The sequence below is a fragment of the Pseudomonas sp. Pseusp49 genome (assembly GCF_059491875.1).
The window spans coordinates 5919276-5940870 of the sequence record NZ_CP168514.1; the positions used below are offsets into that span (position 1 = coordinate 5919276).

The window sequence follows — 21595 nt, forward strand, 5'->3', positions numbered from 1 at the left end:
GATTTTCATGAGTCGTGCCTTCGTCAATGAAGATAACGCCGCCGCGCAAGCCGATCAGCCAGTCGAACGGCAGGTTAGCGCGCAGCCCAATTACGTCACGCCGCAAGGCCTGAGCCTGTTGCAGGGTAAAGTCGCCGAACTGCAAAGCCTGCACGCCGAACAATCGGCAAAAGGCGAGCAGGCCGACAAGCAGCGCCTGGCGGATCTCGAACGCGATCTGCGTTACTTCAAGCAGCGTCTGGGCAGCGCTCAGGTGGTACCCGCCGCGACGTCGACCGAGAAAGTGCAGATCGGCAGTTGGGTGACCTACGCCGATGAACACGCCACCGAACGCCGGGTACAACTGGTGGGCGAAGATCAGGCCGATGCCGCCCATGGCCTGATCAATTGGGGTTCACCGCTGGGCCGGGCACTGCTCGGTGCACGACTCAACGATGAAGTGCTGTGGCAGCGGCCTGCCGGGGATCAACTGATTGAAGTGATCCGTATCGAGCCGACTTAGACCACGCCCTGGGCCAGCATGGCATCGGCAACTTTGACGAAGCCGGCGATGTTCGCGCCCTTGACGTAGTTGACCCGACCATTCTCTTCGCCGTAATGCACGCAGGCGTGGTGGATCGACTGCATGATCGCGTGCAGCTTGCTGTCCACTTCACCTCCGGTCCACGCCAGGCGCATGGCGTTCTGCGACATCTCCAACCCGCTCACCGCCACGCCACCGGCATTGGACGCCTTGCCCGGCGCGAACAGAATGTCGGCCTCGATAAACAGGTCTACCGCCTCCAGGGTGGTCGGCATGTTCGCGCCCTCGGCCACACAGATGCAGCCATTGCGCAGCAAGGTTCGAGCGGCTTCGGCATCCAGTTCGTTTTGCGTCGCGCACGGCAGCGCGATATCGCAGCTCAGGTTCCACGGAAGCTCACCGGCGCGGAACTCCAGGCCAAAACGGCCGGCCAGTTCACGGATGCGTCCGCGCTGTACGTTTTTCAGTTCCAGCACCGCCAGCCATTGCTCCTCGGTCAAACCGCTTTCGCAATACAACGTGCCTTCGGAGTCGGACAGCGAAATCACTTTGCCGCCCAGGTCCATGACCTTGCGCGCCGCGTATTGCGCGACGTTGCCGGAGCCGGAGATCGCTACGCGTTTACCTTCCACGGCCAGGCCACGGCGCTTGAGCATTTCCTCGGCGAAGTACACGCAACCGAAACCGGTGGCTTCCGGACGAATCAGGCTGCCGCCGTAGCTTGGACCTTTGCCGGTCAGCACGCTGGTGAACTGATTGCTCAGGCGCTTGTACTGTCCGAATAGGAAGCCGATTTCCCGCGCGCCGACACCGATGTCCCCGGCCGGCACGTCAACGTCCGCGCCAATGTGGCGGTACAGTTCGCTCATGAAAGCCTGGCAGAAGCGCATGACTTCCGCGTCGCTTTTGCCTTTGGGATCGAAGTCGGAACCACCCTTGCCACCGCCCATGGGCAATGAAGTCAGGGAGTTTTTGAAGGTCTGTTCGAAGGCGAGGAATTTCAGGACGCCCATGTTCACCGACGGATGAAAACGCAGGCCACCCTTGTACGGGCCGATCGCGCTGTTCATCTGGATGCGGAACCCGCGATTGACCTGGACCTTGCCCTGGTCGTCGACCCATGACACGCGAAACACCACCGCCCGCTCCGGCTCGCAGATGCGCTCCAGGATGCCGGAGGTCAGGTAATGCGGATTGGCTTCCAGAAAGGGCCACAGGGTACGCAGGACTTCTTCGACAGCCTGGTGAAATTCGGGTTGATCCGGATCGCGTTTTTTCAGGCGCGCAAGGAAGGATTCGACAGATTCGATCATGGAAAAGTCTCGGCAAATTTATTGTCGTTGGAGGAGATTGAGCCGGACTGTAACAAACGATTCGCGCACAAGAACAGAGCAAGATGTCGCATTAATGAAATTAAATGGTGCACAGGATATAAAACAGAGTGCTTTTCGGCCTGATATTGCACCCGAATGGGGATTCACCATTCAATTCCTGCACCATCAGGAATACCGCCTTCGCGAGCAAGCCCGCTCCCACAGGGAATTGATGTTGAATCGAGAACCGTGCCTTTCACAAAACCTTGTGGGAGCGGGCTTGCTCGCGAAGGCCGCTACTCGGTCTCACTGAAAAAAACGCAAAAAAAAAACGGAGCCCGAAGGCTCCGTTTTTTATGCAACCAACCCGATATCAGGCCAGTTTCTTGTGCCGTACACGATGCGGCTGGGCAGCCGCTTCACCGAGGCGCTTTTTACGGTCGGCTTCGTACTCGGTGTAGTTGCCTTCGAAGAACACTGCTTGCGAGTCGTCTTCGTACGCCAGGATGTGCGTCGCGACGCGGTCAAGGAACCACCGGTCGTGGGAGATCACAATGGCGGCGCCCGGGAAGTCCAGCAGAGCTTCTTCCAGGGAACGCAGGGTTTCAACGTCGAGGTCGTTGGACGGTTCGTCGAGCAGCAGGACGTTGCCGCCCTCTTTCAGGGTCAGGGCCAGGTGCAAGCGACCACGCTCACCACCGGACAGGTCCTTGACGAACTTCTGCTGATCGCCCCCCTTGAAGTTGAAGCGACCGACGTAGGTGCGCGACGGGATCTCGTAGTTGCCGATGCGGATCTGGTCGGAACCGTCGGAAATCTGCTGGAACACGGTCTTGCTGCCGTCGAGGTCTTCGCGGCTCTGGTCCACGCAAGCCAGTTGCACGGTTTCGCCGACTTCGATGCTGCCAGAATCCGGCGTTTCCTTGCCCATCAGCATGCGGAACAGGGTCGACTTACCGGCACCGTTACCGCCGATCACGCCGACGATGGCGCCTTTAGGCATGGAGAACGACAGGTTGTCGATCAGCACGCGGTCGCCGTAGCCCTTGGTGACGTTCTTGAATTCGATGACCTTGTCGCCCAGGCGCGGACCGGCCGGGATGTAGATCTCGTTGGTTTCGCTGCGCTTCTGGAATTCCTGCGATTGCATTTCTTCGAAGCGTTGCAGACGAGCCTTGGATTTCGACTGGCGGGCCTTGGCGCCTTTGCGCACCCACTCCAGTTCTTCCTTCATGGCCTTTTCATGAGCCGACTGCTGCTTGGATTCGGCAGCCAGACGATCGGACTTGGCTTCCAGCCAACCCGAATAGTTGCCCTCGTACGGAATGCCTGCGCCGCGGTCGAGTTCCAGAATCCAGCCGGCGACGTTGTCCAGGAAGTAACGGTCGTGCGTGATCGCGACCACAGTGCCCGGGAAGTCGTGCAGGAAATGCTCGAGCCACGCAACGGAGTCGGCGTCCAGGTGGTTGGTCGGTTCGTCGAGCAGCAGCATGTCCGGTGCGGACAGCAGCAGACGGCACAGGGCCACACGACGCTTTTCACCACCGGACAGGTGTTCGACCTTGGCATCCCAGGCCGGCAGACGCAACGCATCGGCGGCGACTTCCAGCTGGCGTTCCAGATTGTGGCCGTCGCTGGCTTGCAGGATGGCTTCGAGCTTGGCCTGTTCGGCGGCCAGTTTGTCGAAATCGGCATCCGGATCGGCGTAGGCCGCGTAGACCTCGTCCAGACGTGCCTGGGCGTCCTTGATCACGCTGACCGCTTCCTCGACCACTTCACGCACGGTCTTGGTCGGATCCAGCTGTGGTTCCTGCGGCAGGTAGCCGATGTTCAGCTCCGGCATCGGACGGGCTTCGCCCTCGAACTCGGTGTCAACGCCAGCCATGATTTTCAGCAGCGTGGACTTACCCGAACCGTTGAGGCCGAGTACACCGATCTTGGCGCCGGGGAAGAACGACAGAGAAATGTTTTTCAGGATTTCCCGCTTCGGCGGAACAACTTTGCCCAGCCGATGCATGGTGAATACGTATTGAGCCATGGAGAACCTAGGGTCAGTGACTGATGAATGATTAGGGCACAGGCGAAGCCTGGCCAGGCTGTGCGCGTCGCCCGATTGAGAGCATTCAATATAGGCGCGCTGAAAAAGCCTGATTATGGGGGCGTTCTCAATTAGTTTCCACGCCGCGTTGTCGCCTTAAAGCGGGCCAGGCAAGGCGCAGGCCGCTGGAAATGGTCGCTCCCTTTCCAAGGCCTGCAACGCAGCCTGGCCCGCTTTAAGGCACAACCCGAAGGGCCGGGTCTGCTGTTGTGCAGGGCTGCGTTGCTCGAAGCTTATTTGGAATGACCAAACCACGCTTCTCGCGCCTTGCCCTGCACAACAGCAGACCCGGCGCGGTGCGGAAACTAATTGAGAACGCCCCCCCGGAGCTGGAACGCTCCCGCGTAACCGGCAAAGCTACCTTAATGACCGATGGCAGTCCAGCCGACGGGCTGGGGCTGGCACTTCGCCACAACTCAAGGCATGCTAGCCGCCCTTCGGGCGTCCGGCTTATAGTGCACGTCGCGCCAGTCCAGCCAAACCGCAGGATTACAGCTTGTCCAATGTCCCTCCGCCCCTGACTTCCAGTGCGCCGACCACAGCGCCCGGCTCCCCCCTGCGCGGGACCTTGAAGGGCACCTTGGCGACACTTGCGTTGTTGTTGCTGGCATTGCTGTTCTGGCAGTTGTTCGATCAGTTGCGCGAAACCCAGAAAAACCAGCGTCAATACACCATCGACTACACCGCCGATCTGGCCGCTCAGGTCAGCCTGAACATGGCACTCAACGCGCAGATCGCCCTCAACCTGTTGCCCATCGTCGAGCAACCGCAGGATGCCGATGAACTGCAGGCCCTGCTGCGCAAGCTGCAACAGTCGCTGCCGGAACTGCGCAGCCTGGCCCTGCTCAGCCCCTCGGGGAAAGTCATCAGTGACAGCGCTCCCGACAGCGAAGACAGCGACTACCTGGGTGAACTGGTACGCCGCAGCCACGCCCAGGCGCACTACTTCAGCAACGCCACCGATGGTTCTGTGGTGCATTTATTGCTGCATCAGGCCAGCGGCAGTTCCCGGGGCTACTGGGCCTTGCGCCTGACACCAACCTTCTTTGCGTCCTTGACCAAGCAAAGCGAGACCGGCAGCCGTCCGTTGTGGCTGGTGGAAAACCGCATCAATCATCAGATCATCAGCCGTGACGAAGGGCTGCCCTCGGTCAATCCGGGCACGCTGACCGAGGACGATGTCGCCAACAGTGTGCTGACGGTTCCGCTGAGCAGCAGCGATTGGCAATTGCGCGGCTTGTTTGACCGTCAGCGCGTACTGGAAGAACTGCTGCCGGCGTTCATCGGCAAATGCCTGCTGGGCCTGGCGTTTTCCATGCTGCCGTTCATCGCTTTGCTGAACATGCGCCGGCGTCAACGCCAATTGAATGAAGGCCGCCGGCGTTATCAGGACATTTTCGAAGGCACCGGTGTGGCCTTGTGTGTCCTCGACATGTCCGGGCTGAAGAGCTTTTTCGACAAGGCACACCTGCAGGACAGCGAACAACTGCAAGCGTGGCTGGCGATCCCGGAAAAACGCCGACAACTGGTGCAGGAACTGCGGATCACCGAGGTCAACCAGGTCGCACTGCAGTTGCTCAATGTCGATAACGCCAATAAAGCCTGGAAGCTGCTAATCGACGGCCATCCGCTGGACGGCACCGCCATCGGCAACCAGGTGCTCGATGCAGTGCTCAATCAGCAGCAACAGCTTGAGCTGGAAATCAAATTGCAGGATGCCGGCGGTCGCGACCAACACCTGTGGCTGGTACTGCGCCTGCCGCAAACCCAGGACGATTATAAATCGGTGATTTTGAGCATCACCGACATCACCAGCCGCAAGCTCATCGAGTTGTCGTTGCAAGAGCGCGAAGGGTTTTGGTCGGACGTGGTGCGCACCGTACCGGATCATCTTTATGTGCAGGATGTGATCAGCCAGCGCATGATCTACAGCAACCACCATCTGGGCCAGACGCTGGGTTACAACCGCACCGAACTGCACCAGATGGGCGAATACTTCTGGGAAATCCTCCTGCACCCCGAAGACGCCGACTATTACCACCGCTCCCGCCAGGTCCAGCGCCAGGCCGGTTATCGCCAGTTGATGCAGTGTCAGTTGCGTTTCCGCCATCGGGACGGCCTGTGGCGACGCTTCGAGATTCGCGAGCAGGCACTGGCGCGGGACAACGAGGATCAGGTCACACGGATCATCGGCGTGGCCAAGGACATCACCGACCAGATCGAAGCCAGCGAATCCCTGCGCGACAGCGAGCAGCGCTATCGCATGCTCGCCGAAAGCATCAGCGACGTGATTTTCTCCACTGACAGCCGCCTTAACCTCAATTACGTCAGCCCTTCGGTGCAAGCCGTGCTGGGCTATGACGCCGAGTGGATTTTCCAGAACGGCTGGCAGTCGACCATCGCCAACCCGCAACAACTGACCGGCATCTACCACCTGATGGACCGGGTCAGCAAGGCGCTGGACCAGCCGGACCAACTGGCGGTGTTACGCAGCCAGGTACAAACCCAACTGTTCCTGTTCGATTGCCTGCGGGCCGACGGGCGCAAGATCCCCATCGAACTGCGCCTGGTGCTGGTCTGGGACGAACACGGGACGTTCGAAGGCGTACTAGGCGTCGGCCGCGACATCAGCCAGCAACGCCGGGCCGAAAAAGATTTGCGCATGGCCGCCACGGTATTCGAGCACTCGACCTCGGCGATCCTGATCACCGACCCGGCCGGCTACATCGTCCAGGCCAACGAAGCTTTCAGCCGTGTCAGCGGCTATGCCGTGGAGCAGGTGCTCGATCAGTTGCCGAACATGCTGACCGTCGACGATCAGCAGGAAGCCCACCTGCGTTATGTGCTCAAGCAATTGGGCCAGCACAGTACCTGGGAAGGCGAAGTCTGGCTCAAGCGCCGCAACGGCGAGCATTACCCGGCCTGGGTCGGGATTACCGCCGTACTCGACGACGAAGGCGACCTGGCCAGTTATGTCTGTTTCTTCAGTGACATCAGCGAGCGCAAGGCCAGCGAGCAGCGGATTCATCGCCTCGCCTACTACGACGCCCTGACCCACTTGCCCAACCGCACGCTGTTCCAGGATCGCCTGCACACGGCACTGCAATCGGCCGAACGGCAGAAGTCGTGGGTGGTGCTGATGTTCCTCGATCTCGATCGCTTCAAGCCGATCAACGATTCCCTGGGCCACGCCGCCGGCGACCGCATGCTCAAGGAGATGGCCACGCGCCTGCTCGGTTGCGTAGACGATGACGACACGGTGGCGCGCATGGGCGGTGACGAGTTCACCTTGCTCCTGCAACCGCGAGCCAACCGGGAGATCGCCCTGAACCGGGCCATCCACGTGGCCGAACAGATTCTCGCCAGCCTGGTGAAACCCTTCGTGCTCGAGGGCCGCGAGTTTTTCGTCACGGCCAGTATCGGCATCGCCTTGAGTCCGCAGGACGGCAACGAACTCAGCCAGTTGATGAAGAACGCCGACACGGCGATGTACCACGCCAAGGAGCGCGGCAAGAACAACTTCCAGTTCTATCAGGCGGACATGAACGCCAGCGCCCTGGAGCGACTGGAACTGGAAAGCGATTTGCGCCATGCCCTGGAACAGAACGAATTCGTGCTGTATTACCAGCCGCAGTTCAGCGGCGACGGCAAGCGCCTGACAGGTGCCGAGGCGCTGCTGCGCTGGCGCCATCCCCGCCGCGGGCTGGTGCCGCCGGGGGATTTCATTCCGGTGCTCGAAGAGCTCGGGCTGGTGGTGGATGTCGGCGACTGGGTGATCAGCAAAGCCTGCCGTCAACTCAAGGCCTGGCATCAGGCCAGGGTACGGGTGCCGAAGGTGTCGGTGAACATCTCGGCGCGGCAGTTCTCCGACGGCCAGCTCGGTACGCGAATCGCCACCATCCTCAAGGAAACAGGCCTGCCGCCGGCGTGCCTGGAACTGGAACTCACCGAAAGTATCCTGATGCGCGAAGTCAGCGAGGCGATGCAGATCCTCGACGGCCTGAAGAACCTCGGCCTGAGCATCGCAGTCGACGATTTCGGTACCGGTTACTCATCGCTCAACTACCTCAAGCAGTTCCCGATCGACGTGCTGAAAATCGACCGCACCTTCGTCGACGGATTGCCGTCGGGCGAACAGGATGCGCAGATCGCCCGGGCGATCATCGCCATGGCTCACAGCCTTAACCTGGCGGTGATCGCCGAGGGTGTCGAGACCCACGAGCAGCTTGATTTTCTGAGGGAACACGGTTGCGACGAGGTGCAGGGTTATCTGTTCGGGCGGCCGATGCCGGCGGGGCGGTTCGAAGGGCAGTTCAGCAATGATGCCCTCTTCATGTTCGATTGATTGGAGCTGACAGTTCCAATCAATCGAACATAAAGAGCAGCTTCAAGCGGCAAGCTACAAGCGAAGGCCACTCCGCTTTTGACTTGCAGCTTGTGGCTTGCAGCTTGAAGCTGAATCCCATTCGTCTGCGACATGATGCCGTTTCATATGCCATCTAAAACCCATTGGGTTAGAATGCCCCCCTTTTCCGCCCCCGATCCCTGAGGACCGCCATGTTCAGCCGTGATTTGACTATTGCCAAGTACGACGCCGATCTCTTTGCCGCCATGGAGCAAGAAGCTCAGCGCCAGGAAGAGCACATTGAGCTGATCGCTTCGGAAAACTACACCAGCCCTGCGGTGATGGAAGCTCAAGGCTCGGTACTGACCAACAAGTATGCCGAAGGCTACCCGGGCAAGCGCTACTACGGTGGTTGCGAGTACGTCGACATCGTCGAGCAGCTTGCTATTGATCGAGCCAAAGAGCTGTTCGGTGCCGACTACGCCAACGTTCAGCCGCACGCCGGCTCGCAAGCCAACAGCGCCGTTTACCTGGCCCTGCTGTCGGCTGGCGACACCATCCTGGGCATGAGCCTGGCCCACGGCGGTCACCTGACCCACGGTGCCAGCGTTTCGTCCTCGGGCAAGCTGTACAACGCCATCCAGTACGGCATCGACGCCAATGGCCTGATCGACTACGACGAAGTCGAGCGCCTGGCCGTTGAGCACAAGCCGAAAATGATCGTGGCCGGTTTCTCTGCCTACTCGCAGATCCTCGACTTCCCGCGTTTCCGTGCAATCGCCGACAAGGTTGGCGCGTACCTGTTCGTCGACATGGCCCACGTGGCCGGTCTGGTCGCCGCTGGCGTCTACCCGAACCCGGTTCCATTCGCTGACGTCGTGACCACCACCACCCACAAGACCCTGCGCGGTCCACGTGGTGGCCTGATCCTGGCTCGCGCCAACGCCGACATCGAGAAGAAGCTGAACTCCGCAGTATTCCCGGGCGCCCAGGGCGGCCCACTGGAGCACGTGATCGCAGCCAAGGCGATCTGCTTCAAGGAAGCGCTGCAGCCTGAGTTCAAGGCTTACCAGCAACAAGTGGTGAAAAACGCCCAGGCCATGGCCAGCGTATTCATCGAGCGCGGTTTCGACGTGGTTTCCGGCGGTACTCAGAACCACCTTTTCCTGCTGTCGCTGATCAAGCAGGAAATCTCCGGTAAAGACGCCGACGCCGCTCTGGGCAAAGCGTTCATCACCGTGAACAAGAACTCCGTGCCAAACGATCCACGCTCCCCGTTCGTGACCTCCGGCCTGCGCTTCGGCACTCCGGCTGTGACCACTCGTGGCTTCAAGGAAGCAGAGTGCAAGGAACTGGCTGGCTGGATCTGCGACATCCTGGCTGACCTGAACAACGAAGCGGTGATCGACGCCGTTCGTGAGAAGGTCAAGGCCATCTGCAAGAAGCTGCCGGTGTACGGCGCTTAATCAGCCCCGTTCAATCGCAGTTAAAAAACCGGCACTTGTGCCGGTTTTTTTACGCCTGGGATTTCTAACTACCTATATCAATCCCCTTGCGAATCGATACTGATAGCTTCAAAAAAACTGCACCACCAATTACACACTTACTCTAAACAGCAGCCCTTAACATTACCGACCAACATCTATCATCTTGAAACACAACCAGGATCCCAACTTTAAAACCCCATGATAACCTCCATCAAAGTCACTACAAACAACGCACAATCCGAGTTACTTACAACACGACAACGAGTGTTATTCACACGTCACGAAAGAGAAATATATCATGCAAGACATGGATGTAAATCAATCGTTCACCGCGCAACTTTTTGTCAATAACACACCCTTAGCCATATCCCGCAAGATACTTGAAAAGAAGCTCGCAGCCCCTGAAGTCTCAGAGTATTGGGCTGGAGTCTTCCGAAAACAACTCATCTATTCCAGCAACCTCCTGAGTTACGGCGAAGAAGTAGTCCCCGAAACCTTCCTTTTCGCTTATCACGACGATGTCTATACCATCAAGATTGCAGACGAAAACGGTCAGTTCATAAATACTGCCAGCATGGAGGGCGAACTCCGTAACTTAACCGTCTTCGATGGCGATGATCCTACTTATTTTCGGATCATTCATCAGGGCGAATATGCGAAGCTGGATGATATGCCAAACGAACTCAATAGAATTCGTTTACGATCCGGACCGCAACACAGGGAGGTTCTAACCTATGGCGATCAACCTAGTTTCCCGGTGCTAACCGACCTGAAGAATCGCGGTCGAACTTTGTTCCTTGAACTGAAAATCCTCCAACGCCATGTTTCATCAACACGCTGAACACACAGCAATTTAAAACAACCAAAAAACAAACACCCGATCTCACGGAAGAGGTATACATCATGCAAAATACAGACAGTCAATCATTCACTGCCAAACTTTTTGTCGGTGACAAACCAGTGGCAGAAGCCCGCAAGGTCATATCCAAGCTGCTCGAAGATCCCGAACTTGCAAATGAATGGCGCGAATTTCATCAACTCATACTTAACGACAACCCCCAAGAATTGAGCTACGGGGAAGGTGTCACCCCCGAAATCTTCTTGTTCACCTATCACGACGACGTGTACACCATCAGGATTAAAGAGAGAGACGGAGTCGGACAGTTCACTAAAACTGCCAGCATGGAAGGATCGCCTCGCAACTTGAGCATGTTCACTGGAGATGACCCAACTTACTTCCGCATCCTTAACAGTGACAGCGTTGTTGTGAAACTGGATGAAATACCAAACGACGTCAGTGACATCTATCTTGCAACCGGGCCGCAACGCCGAATGGTTCACACCTATGGCGGACCACCCACCTTTCCAGTTTTCACTGATGACCAAAACCGCGGCGGCAGTCTTGTAGCTTTCAGACTGCAGATTATTGAGCGCAACGTCCCCGGTGTAGGTTGAGCAAACGGCAATAAATCAGGGCAATAAACCTCCCGCTGTGAACCATCGCTCAAGGGTCCAGCAGTGACACCCGATGCCAGTCAGCCCAGCCGACTGGCATTTTTTCATATGAAAAGGCTCAAGGTCGGGGCTTTCCACACAACTGGTAAGACCGGTCATGCCAATTGTGCAATTTCCCCTTGCGAATCCCACAAAACAGCGCCTAGACTGCGCCTGCACTGGACATACCGGTAAGACCACAATAATTAAGTCCTGAATCTGATGCGCTACAGCGTCGGCAGCCAGGACACCGACCAGGATTCCTCCCATGCTCAGATGGTGCTCGCGTTCAATCTTCCTCCAAGTGGTTCTCGGACTGGTGCTCGGCATCGTCTGCGGGCTGACCCTTCCCGAATACTCCGCCCAACTCAAACCCCTCGGCGACGGCTTCATCAAGCTGATCAAGATGCTCATCGGCTTGATCGTGTTCTGCGTGGTGGTCAGCGGCATCAGCGGTGCCGGCGACCTGAAAAAGGTCGGGCGCATCGGTCTGAAATCGGTGATCTACTTCGAAGTGCTGACCACCATCGCCCTGGTGATTGGCCTGGTGTTCGCCTTCAGCACTGGTATCGGCAGCGGCGCGAACATTCACCTGGAGCAGCTTTCTGCAGCCGACATGGGCGATATTGCCCAGCGCAGTCAGCACATGCACACCACTACGCAGTTCTTGATGGACCTGATTCCGACGTCGGTGATCGGTGCCTTTGCCGATAACAACATCCTGCAGGTCCTGCTTTTTTCAGTGTTGTTCGGCAGTGCCCTGAACCTGGTGGGCGAGGCGGCATCGGGGATTTCGCGGCTGATCAATGAACTCAGCCACGTAATCTTCCGCATCATGGGCATGATCGTGCGACTGGCACCGATCGGTGTATTCGGTGCGATCGCCTTCACCACCAGCAAATATGGCCTGGATTCGCTGCAGCACCTGGGCAGCCTGGTCGGTCTCTTCTACCTGACCTGTGTTGCCTTCGTGGCCCTGATTCTCGGCCTGGTGATGCGACTTTCCGGCTTGAAGATGTGGCCGTTGCTCAAGTACCTGCGTGAAGAACTGCTGATCGTCATGGGCACCGCTTCGTCCGACGCGGTGCTGCCACAAATCATGCGCAAGCTTGAGCACCTGGGCATCGGCAGTTCGACGGTCGGGTTGGTGATTCCAACGGGTTACTCGTTCAACCTCGACGGTTTCTCGATCTACCTGACCCTGGCCATCGTGTTCATCGCCAACGCCACCGGCACGCCGCTGGCCATGACTGACCTGCTGACCATACTGCTGGTATCACTGATCACGTCCAAAGGCGCCCACGGTATTCCCGGCTCGGCGCTGGTGATTCTGGCGGCCACCCTGACAGCCATTCCGGCAATTCCGGTGGTGGGTCTGGTATTGGTGCTGGCCGTGGACTGGTTCATGGGCATCGGCCGGGCGCTGACCAACCTGATTGGTAACTGTGTGGCGACCGTGGCCATCGCGCGCTGGGAAAAGGACATCGATGTGCAGCGGGCGAACAAGGTACTTTCGGGCCAGGCCGGTTACACCTTTCAGCCGAGAAAACCGGTTGCTCAAGCGGCAGCCAAAGAATTCTGAATGATCGCCGTGCCTGCCGACTGCAGGCACGGCTCATGGAGCGAACACGTGATTACCTCATCAACCGTCGTCAACTCAGTGGTAGAAAAACTTCGGGCCGCTTTGGCCCGAGGTCAGTGGCGCTCCGGCGAAATGCTGCCGGGGCAACGTGAACTGGCCGAACAACTGGGTATCAGCCGTCCGAGCCTGCGTGAAGCCGTCATCGTTCTGGAAACCCTCGGGCTGGTGCGCTCGATGCCGGGCAAAGGCGTGGTGGTGCTCGAAGCCAATCTCGCCGACAGCCAGGCCCATGACAACGCGGTGGTCGCAGCGAGCCTGGAAGACGTGCTGCAACTGCGCTACACCCTTGAGCCATTCATCGTCGGCCTCGTCGCGCAATCCATCAGCAGCAAGGAAGTCGGGCAACTGCGCCTGACCCTGATGGACATGCGCGAAGCCCTGGAGGCCCATGACAGTGAAGCCGGCGTAAACGCCTACATCGCGTTCCACGAAGAATTGTTCACGCTGACATCGAACCCGATCTTCCAGAGTGTGGTGCAGCAAACCAGCAATGCCCTCAAGCAAAGCGCCGAAGTGCTGCGCAACTCCCCGGAGCATCTGGCCGAGCGACTTGAAGAAAACGAAGCCGTGGTGCGGGCCATCCGCAGCAAGAACAGCGCCCAGGCCAGCGCCGAGATGCGCCGGCACATTCTGCGCGAAGGCCAACGCATGGGTATCGAACTGAACATCCCGGAAGACAACCTCGGCAGTTGAAACCTCTTCGAACTGGAGATCGGCCATGAACAGCTTTGCCTCGCCACAAACACTCGCCACCCTGCCCGTCCGCCCTTCAGTGGATGATCTGTATTCCCGGGTCCTCGAAGCCATTTTCGAACAGCGCATCCATTCGGCCAGTCGCTTTACGGAAGAAAGCCTTGCGCAGATGTTCGGTGCAAGGCGCAGCGACATGCGTGAGGTGCTGACGCGACTGTCCCATCAGCACATCATCCTCCTTCGCGCCAACCATCGCCCCCGCGTCACCGAGCCTGATGTCGAGCAGACCCGGCAGACACTGCATGCCCGTCGACTGGCCGAGATCATGCTGTTGCGGCTGGCCGCTCAGCGAGCGTGCGCGCAAGACTTGAAGCGCCTGCGGACACTGGTGGAAAACGAGCGTCAATGCGCCGAGCGTGGCCGGGCGATTCGTTTGTCGGGAGAGTTTCATTTGCAGTTGGCACAAATGGCGGGAAATGCACCGCTAGCGCATTTTCTTGAGAGCCTTGTCCCACTGACTTCGTTGGCGATTGCGCAGTGTGAGGAGCAGATGCACAGTTGTTGTGCCTGGCAGGATCATTTGGCGATTGTTGATGCTGTTGAATGTGGAAATACTGCGGCAGCGACCATGCTGATTAACCGGCATCTGGATCATCTGGAACAGACACTGCTCAATACAACCCGTGAACATTGTGTTGCCGGCTAGATTGCATCGCGGGCAAGCCCGCGATGGCGTCCTCAAAAACCTCAGTCCGCCGCCACCCGTGCAAACCCCTCACGAATTTTCTCTTCCGGCAAATCGTCAGCAATGAACACGATCACGCTCTCGCGCACTTCGTCTTCAGCCCACTCGGTATCCCAGTCGAACCCATAAAGCTTCAGTACCCCCTGAAACACCATGCGCCGTGGTTCGCCAAGGATGTTCAATACGCCTTTGTAGCGCAGCAACTGCTTGCCATGCTCTTCCAGGAGTTCGTTCATGAACTCGCTGAGCTTGTCGATATCCAGCGGCTTTTCAGTGCGCAGGACCAGACTGGAAATACGATCGATGGACGGTGCCTGGCTGACCGGTCGCAAACTCACACCGCCACCGAGGTCGGCATTGAGATTGAAACCGCGCACATCCAGCAATTCAGCCAGGTCGATCTTGCCGTGGTCGACCACGCGGATCGGGGCGCGACGGTTGATGCGGGTCAGGCGCTCGCTCAACGCGCTGAAGGTCGGCTCGTCTACCAGATCGCGCTTGCTCACCAGCAAGCGGTCGGCGAAACCGATCTGTGCCTGGGCGATGGTCTGGGTCAGGTGCGAGTCGGCATGTGCCGCGTCGACCAGCGTGATGATGCCGTCGAGGATGTAGCGTTCGCGCAGTTCTTCATCGATGAAGAAGGTTTGCGCCACGGGTGCCGGGTCGGCCAGGCCGGTGCATTCGATCACCAGGCGGTCGAAGGCAATGTCGCCCTGATCCAGACGTTCGAGCAACAGATAAAGCGCTTTGGTCAGGTCGGTATGGATGGTGCAGCAGACGCAGCCGTTGGAGAGCGTCATTACTTGTACCGGCTCATCGCCCAACAACTGGGTATCGATTCCGGCGTCGCTGAATTCATTCTCGATCACGGCGATTTTCAGGCCGTGCTCGGCCTTGAGCAGGTGACGCAACAGGGTGGTCTTGCCGGCGCCGAGGAAGCCGCTGAGGATCGTGACCGGGATGGGGGAGGACAAACTGGATCTCCTTTTTCACAAGATGAAAACACAACACAGAACAAATGTGGGAGCGGGCTTGCTCGCGAAGGGGTCGTGTCAGTCGACATGAATGTTGAATGACACACCGCTTTCGCGAGCAAGCCCGCTCCCACAGGGATTGCCGTTAATCCGAAAGCCGGATCAACAGCACTTCGGCCCACCCTTGCCACCGTAACGGGCTTCCTGACGCTCGCGAAAGAACATCTCGTAGCTCATTACCGGTTTGTCCGGGTGCTTGGTCTGCATGTGCTCGACATAGTTGTCGTAGTCGGGCATGCCGACCATCAGTCGCGCGGCCTGACCGAGGTATTTGCCCAGGCGACTCAGGTCATTGAACATGATGCAAATCCTCGATCACGCTTCCGGCAGCGCCTGGAATGGCGCTTCTTTATCCGTACGCTCTTTGCTGCCCCAGGCGGAAATACCGACCTTGAGCGCGAAGAACAGGATGCTGAACACCACGCACAGGAACAGCGCGGTCAGCGTGGCGTTGGTGTAGGCATTGAAGATTACGTGCTGCATCTGCGTAATGTCCTTGGCCGGGGCGAGGATCTGGCCGCTCGCCAATGCGTCGCTGTATTTTTTTGCCAGGGACAGGAAGCCGATCGCCGGATTGGCGTCGAACAGCTTGATGAAGCCGGCGGTGGTGGTGCAAATCAGCAACCACATGGCTGGCACCAGGGTCACCCAAATGTAGCGCTGGCGCTTCATCTTGATCAGCACCACGGTGCCGAGCATCAGCGCAATACCGGCCAGCATCTGGTTGGAGATACCGAACAGAGGCCACAAGGTGTTGATGCCGCCCAGCGGATCGATCACGCCCTGGTACAGCAGATAACCCCACATGGCCACGCAACCGGCAGTGGCGATCAGGTTGGCGGTCCAGGACTCGGTGCGGCGCAGGGCCGGCACGAACGAACCGAGCAAATCCTGAAGCATGAAGCGCCCGGCACGGGTACCGGCGTCGACTGCGGTCAGGATGAACAGCGCTTCGAACAGGATCGCGAAGTGGTACCAGAACGCCATGGTGTTCTCGCCCGGCAGAACACTGTGCAGGATCTGTGCGATCCCCACCGCCAGGGTCGGCGCACCACCGGCACGGGCCAGGATGGTGGTTTCACCAATGTCATGGGCCACCGCCTGCAGGGCTTCCGGGGTAATGGCGAAGCCCCAGTTACTGACGGCAGTCGCAACGGCCACCACATCACCGCCGACCATGGCCGCCGGGCTGTTCATGGCGAAGTACACACCCGGCTCGATCACCGACGCGGCGACTATTGCCATGATGGCCACGAACGATTCCATCAGCATGCCGCCGTAACCGATGTAGCGGGCATTGGTTTCGTTATCCAGCAGTTTCGGTGTGGTCCCGGAAGAAATCAGCGCATGGAAACCCGAGACCGCGCCACAGGCGATGGTAATGAACAGGAACGGGAACAGACCGCCCTTCCAGACCGGGCCGGTGCCGTCGATGAACTGGGTCAGGGCCGGCATTTTCAGCTCGGGCATGGTCACCAGGATGCCGATGGCCAGGGCGACGATGGTGCCGATTTTCAGGAAGGTCGACAGGTAGTCACGGGGTGCCAGGATCAGCCACACCGGCAACACCGCCGCGACAAAACCGTAGCCGATCAGCATCCAGGTGATCTGGATACCGGTAAAGGTAAAGGCCTTGGCCCACACCGGATCCGCGGCAATCTGCCCACCGAGCCAGATCGAGCCGAGCAGCAACAGCACGCCGATCACCGAGATCTCGCCGATGCGGCCCGGGCGGATGTAGCGCATGTAGATGCCCATGAACATCGCGATCGGGATGGTCGCCATCACCGTGAAAATACCCCAAGGGCTCTCGGCCAAGGCTTTCACCACGATCAGCGCCAGCACCGCGAGGATGATGATCATGATCAGGAAGCAACCGAACAGCGCGATGGTGCCGGGGATGCGGCCCATTTCTTCACGGACCATGTCGCCCAGGGAGCGGCCGTTGCGGCGGGTGGACATGAACAGGACCATGAAGTCCTGCACCGAACCGGCCAGCACCACGCCGGCGATCAGCCACAGCGTGCCGGGCAGGTAGCCCATCTGCGCGGCCAGCACCGGGCCGACCAACGGCCCCGCACCGGCAATGGCGGCGAAGTGGTGACCGAAGAGAATGTGTTTATTGGTCGGAACGTAATCCAGACCGTCATTGTTGATCACGGCGGGAGTGGCCCGTCGCGCATCGAGTTGCATGACGCTGTTGGCGATGAACAGACTGTAGTAGCGGTAGGCGACCAGATAGATGGCGACGGCAGCGACCACGATCCACAAGGCATTGATTGCCTCGCCTCGGCGCAATGCCACGACACCCAGGGCGCACGCACCTACGATTGCCAGCACCAGCCAGGGCAGATGGCGTAGCGGGCTATTATTATTTTTCATTTTATTATTCCAGCCAGAGTGGACAAGAAAGACAGCCACCCCGAGTTTAGCGCTCCTGACGGCAAAGACCATACCCCGACATAGGTCTGGACACCGGCCAGCGCTGGCAGCCTTGAAGAATGCCGGTCTATAGTCAGCGTACATCTACGAGGATCGTGCCATGAGCGAGCACCCTGCCGACCGTCGCCGCTTCAAACGTATTGCGTTCGATGCCCGAACTGACTTGAGTCAGGGTGAGTTCACCTGGCCGGTGAAGTTGATTGATCTATCGCTAAAGGGGGTGCTGATCGAGCGACCCGATCCGTGGTTGGGCAATCCGGAGCAGGATTTTCTGGTCGACATTCATCTGAGCGAAGACGTCGACATCATCATGGATGCGCAACTGGCCCACGATGACCATGGCCAACTCGGCTTTGTCTGCCTGCACATCGGCCTGGAATCCATAGAACGGCTGCGCCGACTGATCGAGCTCAACCTGGCCGACGAGGTCGAACTCGAGCGAGAGTTGGGTGCACTGATCGAAATCTGAACCTACCCCCCTGTAGGAGCTGCCGAAGGCTGCGATCTTTTGATCTTGAAAATGCAAGATCAAAAGATCGCAGCCTTCGGCAGCTCCTACACAGGGAGACAGGCGTTATTCGAAGAGTGCGTCGAGGGCCTGTTCCAGACGGGTTACGGCAATAATCTGCAACCCCGGTGGCGCCTCCTTCGGCGCATTGCCCTTGGGCACGATGGCCCGCTTGAAGCCGTGCTTGGCAGCCTCTTTCAAACGCTCCTGACCGCTCGGCACAGGTCGCACCTCACCGGAAAGCCCCACTTCGCCGAACACCAGCAGATCGTGAGGCAGCGGCCGGTTGCGTAAACTGGACATCACCGCTGCCATCAATGCCAGGTCGGACGCCGTTTCGAGCACCTTGACCCCGCCGACCACGTTGAGAAACACGTCCTGATCGTGGGTCGGAATGCCACCATGACGGTGCAGCACCGCCAGCAACATCGCCAGCCGGTTTTGATCCAGCCCCAGCGTGACCCGCCGCGGGTTGGCCAAATGGCTATCGTCCACCAGCGCCTGTACCTCCACCAACATCGGCCGCGTGCCTTCCCACGTCGCCATGACCACACTGCCCGGGACTTCCTCCTGGGCACGGGTCAGAAAAATCGCCGAAGGGTTGGAGACTTCTTTCAGGCCCTTGTCGGTCATGCCGAACACGCCCAGTTCATTGACGGCACCGAAACGGTTCTTCACCGCCCGCAGCAAACGCAGGCGCCCGTCGGACTCACCTTCGAAATACAGCACAGTGTCGACCATGTGCTCCAGAACCCGAGGCCCCGCCAGCGCGCCTTCCTTGGTGACGTGGCCCACCAGGAAAATCGCCGTACCGCTCTGCTTGGCATAACGCACCAGCAACGCCGCGCTTTCACGCACCTGGGATACACCACCCGGTGCCGATTGCAGTTGCTCGGTAAAGATAGTCTGGATCGAGTCGATCACCATCACCCTGGGCTTTTCCTGGCGGGCCGTGGCAATGATGGCTTCGATGCAGGTTTCGGTCATGACCCGCAGTTGATCCTGAGGCAACCCCAGGCGTCGCGCACGCATGGCCACTTGCTGCTGGGACTCTTCACCGGTGACGTACAAAGCCGGCATGCTCTTGGCGAGGTTGCACAACGTTTGCAGCAGAATGGTCGACTTGCCGATGCCCGGATCGCCACCGATCAGCACCACCGAGCCATCCACCAGACCACCACCCAGAACCCTGTCGAGCTCGCTGGAAGCAGTGGAGAAGCGCGGAACTTCTTCGACACTGACTTCAGCCAGCGTCTTGATCTGCGCCTGCTGGCCGGCCCAGCCGGTACGACCGCTGGGGGCGGCTGCCCCGCCGCTTTCCACCATGGTTTCGGTGAGCGTGTTCCAGGCCCCGCATTCACCGCACTGCCCGGCCCATTTGGGGAAGGTTGAGCCGCACTCGGTGCAGCCGTACATGCGCTTGGCCTTGGCCATCGGAACTCCCGGAAAAAAACGCGATGATAGCTCAGCTGAGGCACGCGAGTGCGGCCAGATATTTGCAATCTTCTGGATGATTTCAAATAGCCATAATCTATTCGTACTTTTTTGAAATAAGACCGCGATAAATCCTTGTATAAGTTTTTACCCAACATACTCAACAAACACTTGAGACATGCCTTACTACCCCTTTAAAAACCTATACAAGCTTTATTCATTTATACACCTGATGCACAACTTCAAAAACGCTCACATAAAGAGAACCCCAAACTAACGAAACAGTTAACAGCATTGCAACTGCAATTAATTTTCAACACCGACTTTTTTGTTTAACAATTACCCGAACAATTTCAACATCCCAACTCAAGGAGGGTACTTCAACCTGGTTCGCTCACACAGCGAAGTCATATCGCTGAAAAAAGCCGTAAGCGAACCGCCGCAGAAGGGCTGGCCGGCCCACAAATGAGATCAATCGACGAGTTCTCCATGACCACCCGGATCGATTGCTGGCAAGCTCGGCAGACCGTTGATTCGAGCAGAATGCGATTGGCTGATTTACACTGCGTTCATCAACCTCATCTGTAACAAGGAAATAACCTATGGGCGTGCTAAACGAGTTCAAGGCCTTCGCGGTCAAAGGCAACGTGGTCGACATGGCCGTCGGCATCATCATCGGCGCAGCCTTCGGCAAGATCGTCACATCGTTTGTCGGTGACCTGGTCATGCCGCCAATCGGGATGCTGATCGGTGGTGTGGACTTCAGTGACCTGGCCATAACGCTCAAGGCAGCAGAGGGTGCGACTCCGGCGGTGGTGCTGGCTTATGGCAAATTCATCCAGACCATCATCGACTTCATCATCGTCGCCCTCGCGATCTTCGTCGGCGTCAAGGCCATCAACCGCCTGAAGCGCGAAGAGGCCGTGGCTCCGAGCCTGCCGCCGGTTCCAACCAAGGAAGAAGAGTTGCTGGGAGAGATCCGCGACTTGCTCAAGGCCCAGAACAACCGGCCTTGACCGCCCCCGCATCAAACGGCGCCTTCGAGGCGCCGTTTTTTTTACCAGAAGTTTTCCACCGCCACCTGACCGGGTCGCCGGCTGAGGCTCAAGTGCATGTCCCGCTGTTTAAGCAGCTTGCGCGTGTCATCGATCATCTGCGGATTGCCGCACAGCATGACCCGTGAGTGTTCAGGCGTCAGCGCAACACCTGCGGCGCGCTCCAGTTCGCCGCTTTCAATCAATGTGGTGATCCGCCCGTTCAATGAGCCCGGATGCTGTTCACGAGTGACCGTGGTGATGAATTGCAGTTTGTGTGCGTACTCGGCCAGATAGTCACGTTGCGTCAGCCTCGCGATCAGTTCCTGATAAGCCAGTTCCCGGGCTTCACGAACGCTATACACCAGGATGATCCGCTCGAATCGCTCCCAGACTTCAAAGTCCTGCAGTATCGACAGGAACGGCGCCACGCCGGTTCCGGTGGATAACAGCCAGAGATCGCGCCCATCGACAAAACGGTCCAGCGTCAGGTAACCAAAGGCCTGGCGGTCGACCAGCAATTTGTCGCCAACGACCAGCCGGCTGAGCTCGCTGGTGAACTCACCACCCGGCACGACAATGGAAAAGAACTCGAGGAACTCGTCAAAGGGTGAGGACACCATCGAGTAGGCGCGCCATACCGTGCTGCCATCAGCCCTGGTGACGCCCAACCGGGCAAACTGCCCCGCCCGAAAACGAAACCCCGCATCCCGCGTGGCACGCAGGGTAAACAGGTTCGGGGTCAACGGATGAACCTCGAGCAAGGTCTGACGGGTAAATTTTTCTTCGCTGACGGACATGGA

17 protein-coding genes are annotated in these 21595 nt (G+C 58.5%); 10 read left to right on the forward strand and 7 right to left on the reverse strand.

Going from position 1 to position 21595, the window contains the following annotated elements; all coding sequences use genetic code 11:
* The first annotated feature begins 7 nt into the window (after positions 1-7).
* Positions 8-502: a GreA/GreB family elongation factor gene (locus ACEN83_RS26390; protein WP_007970897.1), complete on the forward strand. Its 495-nt coding sequence runs from the start codon at positions 8-10 to the stop codon at positions 500-502.
* Here ACEN83_RS26390 and gdhA read toward each other — a convergent pair.
* Together gdhA and ettA are read right to left on the reverse strand one after the other, a co-directional pair.
* Entirely contained in the window at positions 499-1836 is a 1338-nt protein-coding gene (gdhA, locus tag ACEN83_RS26395) for an NADP-specific glutamate dehydrogenase (protein WP_116581822.1), read from the reverse strand. The genes ACEN83_RS26390 and gdhA overlap by 4 nt on opposite strands.
* Before the next feature lie 373 nt (positions 1837-2209).
* Entirely contained in the window at positions 2210-3874 is a 1665-nt protein-coding gene (gene ettA, locus ACEN83_RS26400; RefSeq protein WP_007970893.1) for an energy-dependent translational throttle protein EttA, read from the reverse strand.
* A gap of 556 nt (positions 3875-4430) precedes the next feature.
* Here ettA and ACEN83_RS26405 point away from each other — a divergent pair.
* From ACEN83_RS26405 to ACEN83_RS26435, 7 genes are all read left to right on the forward strand, one after another.
* Positions 4431-8279 (forward strand): bifunctional diguanylate cyclase/phosphodiesterase, encoded by a 3849-nt coding sequence (locus tag ACEN83_RS26405; RefSeq protein WP_495578816.1) that lies wholly within the window; start codon positions 4431-4433, stop codon positions 8277-8279.
* Positions 8280-8491: 212 nt separating this feature from the next.
* A complete protein-coding gene (gene glyA / locus ACEN83_RS26410) occupies positions 8492-9745 on the forward strand; it encodes a serine hydroxymethyltransferase (RefSeq protein ID WP_007970889.1) in 1254 nt (417 codons plus the stop codon).
* A gap of 319 nt (positions 9746-10064) precedes the next feature.
* The gene (locus ACEN83_RS26415) at positions 10065-10607 is read left to right on the forward strand and encodes a hypothetical protein (RefSeq protein ID WP_495578817.1); all 543 of its coding nucleotides are present in this window, start codon (positions 10065-10067) and stop codon (positions 10605-10607) included.
* A 62-nt stretch (positions 10608-10669) separates the two neighbouring features.
* Positions 10670-11221 carry a hypothetical protein gene (locus ACEN83_RS26420; RefSeq protein ID WP_495578818.1) on the forward strand — a complete coding sequence of 184 codons (552 nt, stop codon included), beginning with the start codon at positions 10670-10672 and terminating at the stop codon, positions 11219-11221.
* 307 nt (positions 11222-11528) lie between these two features.
* Positions 11529-12842 carry a C4-dicarboxylate transporter DctA gene (locus ACEN83_RS26425; RefSeq protein WP_102702058.1) on the forward strand — a complete coding sequence of 438 codons (1314 nt, stop codon included), beginning with the start codon at positions 11529-11531 and terminating at the stop codon, positions 12840-12842.
* A gap of 48 nt (positions 12843-12890) precedes the next feature.
* Positions 12891-13595, forward strand: coding sequence for a FadR/GntR family transcriptional regulator (locus tag ACEN83_RS26430; RefSeq protein WP_495578819.1), 705 nt, complete (start codon positions 12891-12893; stop codon positions 13593-13595).
* Between the two features lie 25 nt (positions 13596-13620).
* The gene (locus ACEN83_RS26435) at positions 13621-14301 is read left to right on the forward strand and encodes a GntR family transcriptional regulator (protein ID WP_495578820.1); all 681 of its coding nucleotides are present in this window, start codon (positions 13621-13623) and stop codon (positions 14299-14301) included.
* A gap of 41 nt (positions 14302-14342) precedes the next feature.
* Here the strand turns inward: ACEN83_RS26435 and yjiA are convergent, their stop codons facing one another.
* The 3 genes from yjiA to ACEN83_RS26450 all read right to left on the reverse strand — a co-directional run bounded on the left by yjiA (position 14343) and on the right by ACEN83_RS26450 (position 17756).
* Positions 14343-15314 (reverse strand): GTPase, encoded by a 972-nt coding sequence (gene yjiA, locus ACEN83_RS26440; RefSeq protein WP_007970879.1) that lies wholly within the window; start codon positions 15312-15314, stop codon positions 14343-14345.
* 162 nt (positions 15315-15476) lie between these two features.
* Positions 15477-15674 carry a YbdD/YjiX family protein gene (locus ACEN83_RS26445; RefSeq protein ID WP_007895266.1) on the reverse strand — a complete coding sequence of 66 codons (198 nt, stop codon included), beginning with the start codon at positions 15672-15674 and terminating at the stop codon, positions 15477-15479.
* A gap of 15 nt (positions 15675-15689) precedes the next feature.
* Positions 15690-17756, reverse strand: coding sequence for a carbon starvation CstA family protein (locus ACEN83_RS26450; RefSeq protein ID WP_495578821.1), 2067 nt, complete (start codon positions 17754-17756; stop codon positions 15690-15692).
* Between the two features lie 160 nt (positions 17757-17916).
* On the opposite strand from ACEN83_RS26450, the gene ACEN83_RS26455 reads away from it, so the two are divergent.
* Entirely contained in the window at positions 17917-18285 is a 369-nt protein-coding gene (locus tag ACEN83_RS26455) for a PilZ domain-containing protein (protein WP_495578822.1), read from the forward strand.
* A gap of 105 nt (positions 18286-18390) precedes the next feature.
* Here the strand turns inward: ACEN83_RS26455 and radA are convergent, their stop codons facing one another.
* Positions 18391-19758, reverse strand: coding sequence for a DNA repair protein RadA (gene radA, locus ACEN83_RS26460; RefSeq protein ID WP_007981045.1), 1368 nt, complete (start codon positions 19756-19758; stop codon positions 18391-18393).
* Positions 19759-20360: 602 nt separating this feature from the next.
* Between radA and mscL the strand changes: the two genes are divergently transcribed.
* Positions 20361-20774, forward strand: a complete 414-nt coding sequence (gene mscL / locus ACEN83_RS26465; RefSeq protein WP_007981043.1) for a large-conductance mechanosensitive channel protein MscL — start codon at positions 20361-20363, stop codon at positions 20772-20774.
* Positions 20775-20815: 41 nt separating this feature from the next.
* Here mscL and ACEN83_RS26470 read toward each other — a convergent pair whose 3' ends face one another.
* A complete protein-coding gene (locus ACEN83_RS26470; protein WP_495578823.1) occupies positions 20816-21592 on the reverse strand; it encodes a ferredoxin--NADP reductase in 777 nt (258 codons plus the stop codon).
* Positions 21593-21595 lie beyond the last annotated feature (3 nt).

Coding starts and splice junctions, on each gene's coding strand:
- ACEN83_RS26390 (WP_007970897.1), top strand. CDS start 8: ATGAGTCGTGCCTTCGTCAATGAAGATAACGCCGCCGCGCAAGCCGAT.
- gdhA (WP_116581822.1), bottom strand. CDS start 1,836: ATGATCGAATCTGTCGAATCCTTCCTTGCGCGCCTGAAAAAACGCGAT.
- ettA (WP_007970893.1), bottom strand. CDS start 3,874: ATGGCTCAATACGTATTCACCATGCATCGGCTGGGCAAAGTTGTTCCG.
- glyA (WP_007970889.1), top strand. CDS start 8,492: ATGTTCAGCCGTGATTTGACTATTGCCAAGTACGACGCCGATCTCTTT.
- ACEN83_RS26415 (WP_495578817.1), top strand. CDS start 10,065: ATGCAAGACATGGATGTAAATCAATCGTTCACCGCGCAACTTTTTGTC.
- ACEN83_RS26420 (WP_495578818.1), top strand. CDS start 10,670: ATGCAAAATACAGACAGTCAATCATTCACTGCCAAACTTTTTGTCGGT.
- ACEN83_RS26425 (WP_102702058.1), top strand. CDS start 11,529: ATGCTCAGATGGTGCTCGCGTTCAATCTTCCTCCAAGTGGTTCTCGGA.
- ACEN83_RS26435 (WP_495578820.1), top strand. CDS start 13,621: ATGAACAGCTTTGCCTCGCCACAAACACTCGCCACCCTGCCCGTCCGC.
- ACEN83_RS26445 (WP_007895266.1), bottom strand. CDS start 15,674: ATGTTCAATGACCTGAGTCGCCTGGGCAAATACCTCGGTCAGGCCGCG.
- ACEN83_RS26450 (WP_495578821.1), bottom strand. CDS start 17,756: ATGAAAAATAATAATAGCCCGCTACGCCATCTGCCCTGGCTGGTGCTG.
- ACEN83_RS26455 (WP_495578822.1), top strand. CDS start 17,917: ATGAGCGAGCACCCTGCCGACCGTCGCCGCTTCAAACGTATTGCGTTC.
- radA (WP_007981045.1), bottom strand. CDS start 19,758: ATGGCCAAGGCCAAGCGCATGTACGGCTGCACCGAGTGCGGCTCAACC.
- mscL (WP_007981043.1), top strand. CDS start 20,361: ATGGGCGTGCTAAACGAGTTCAAGGCCTTCGCGGTCAAAGGCAACGTG.
- ACEN83_RS26470 (WP_495578823.1), bottom strand. CDS start 21,592: ATGTCCGTCAGCGAAGAAAAATTTACCCGTCAGACCTTGCTCGAGGTT.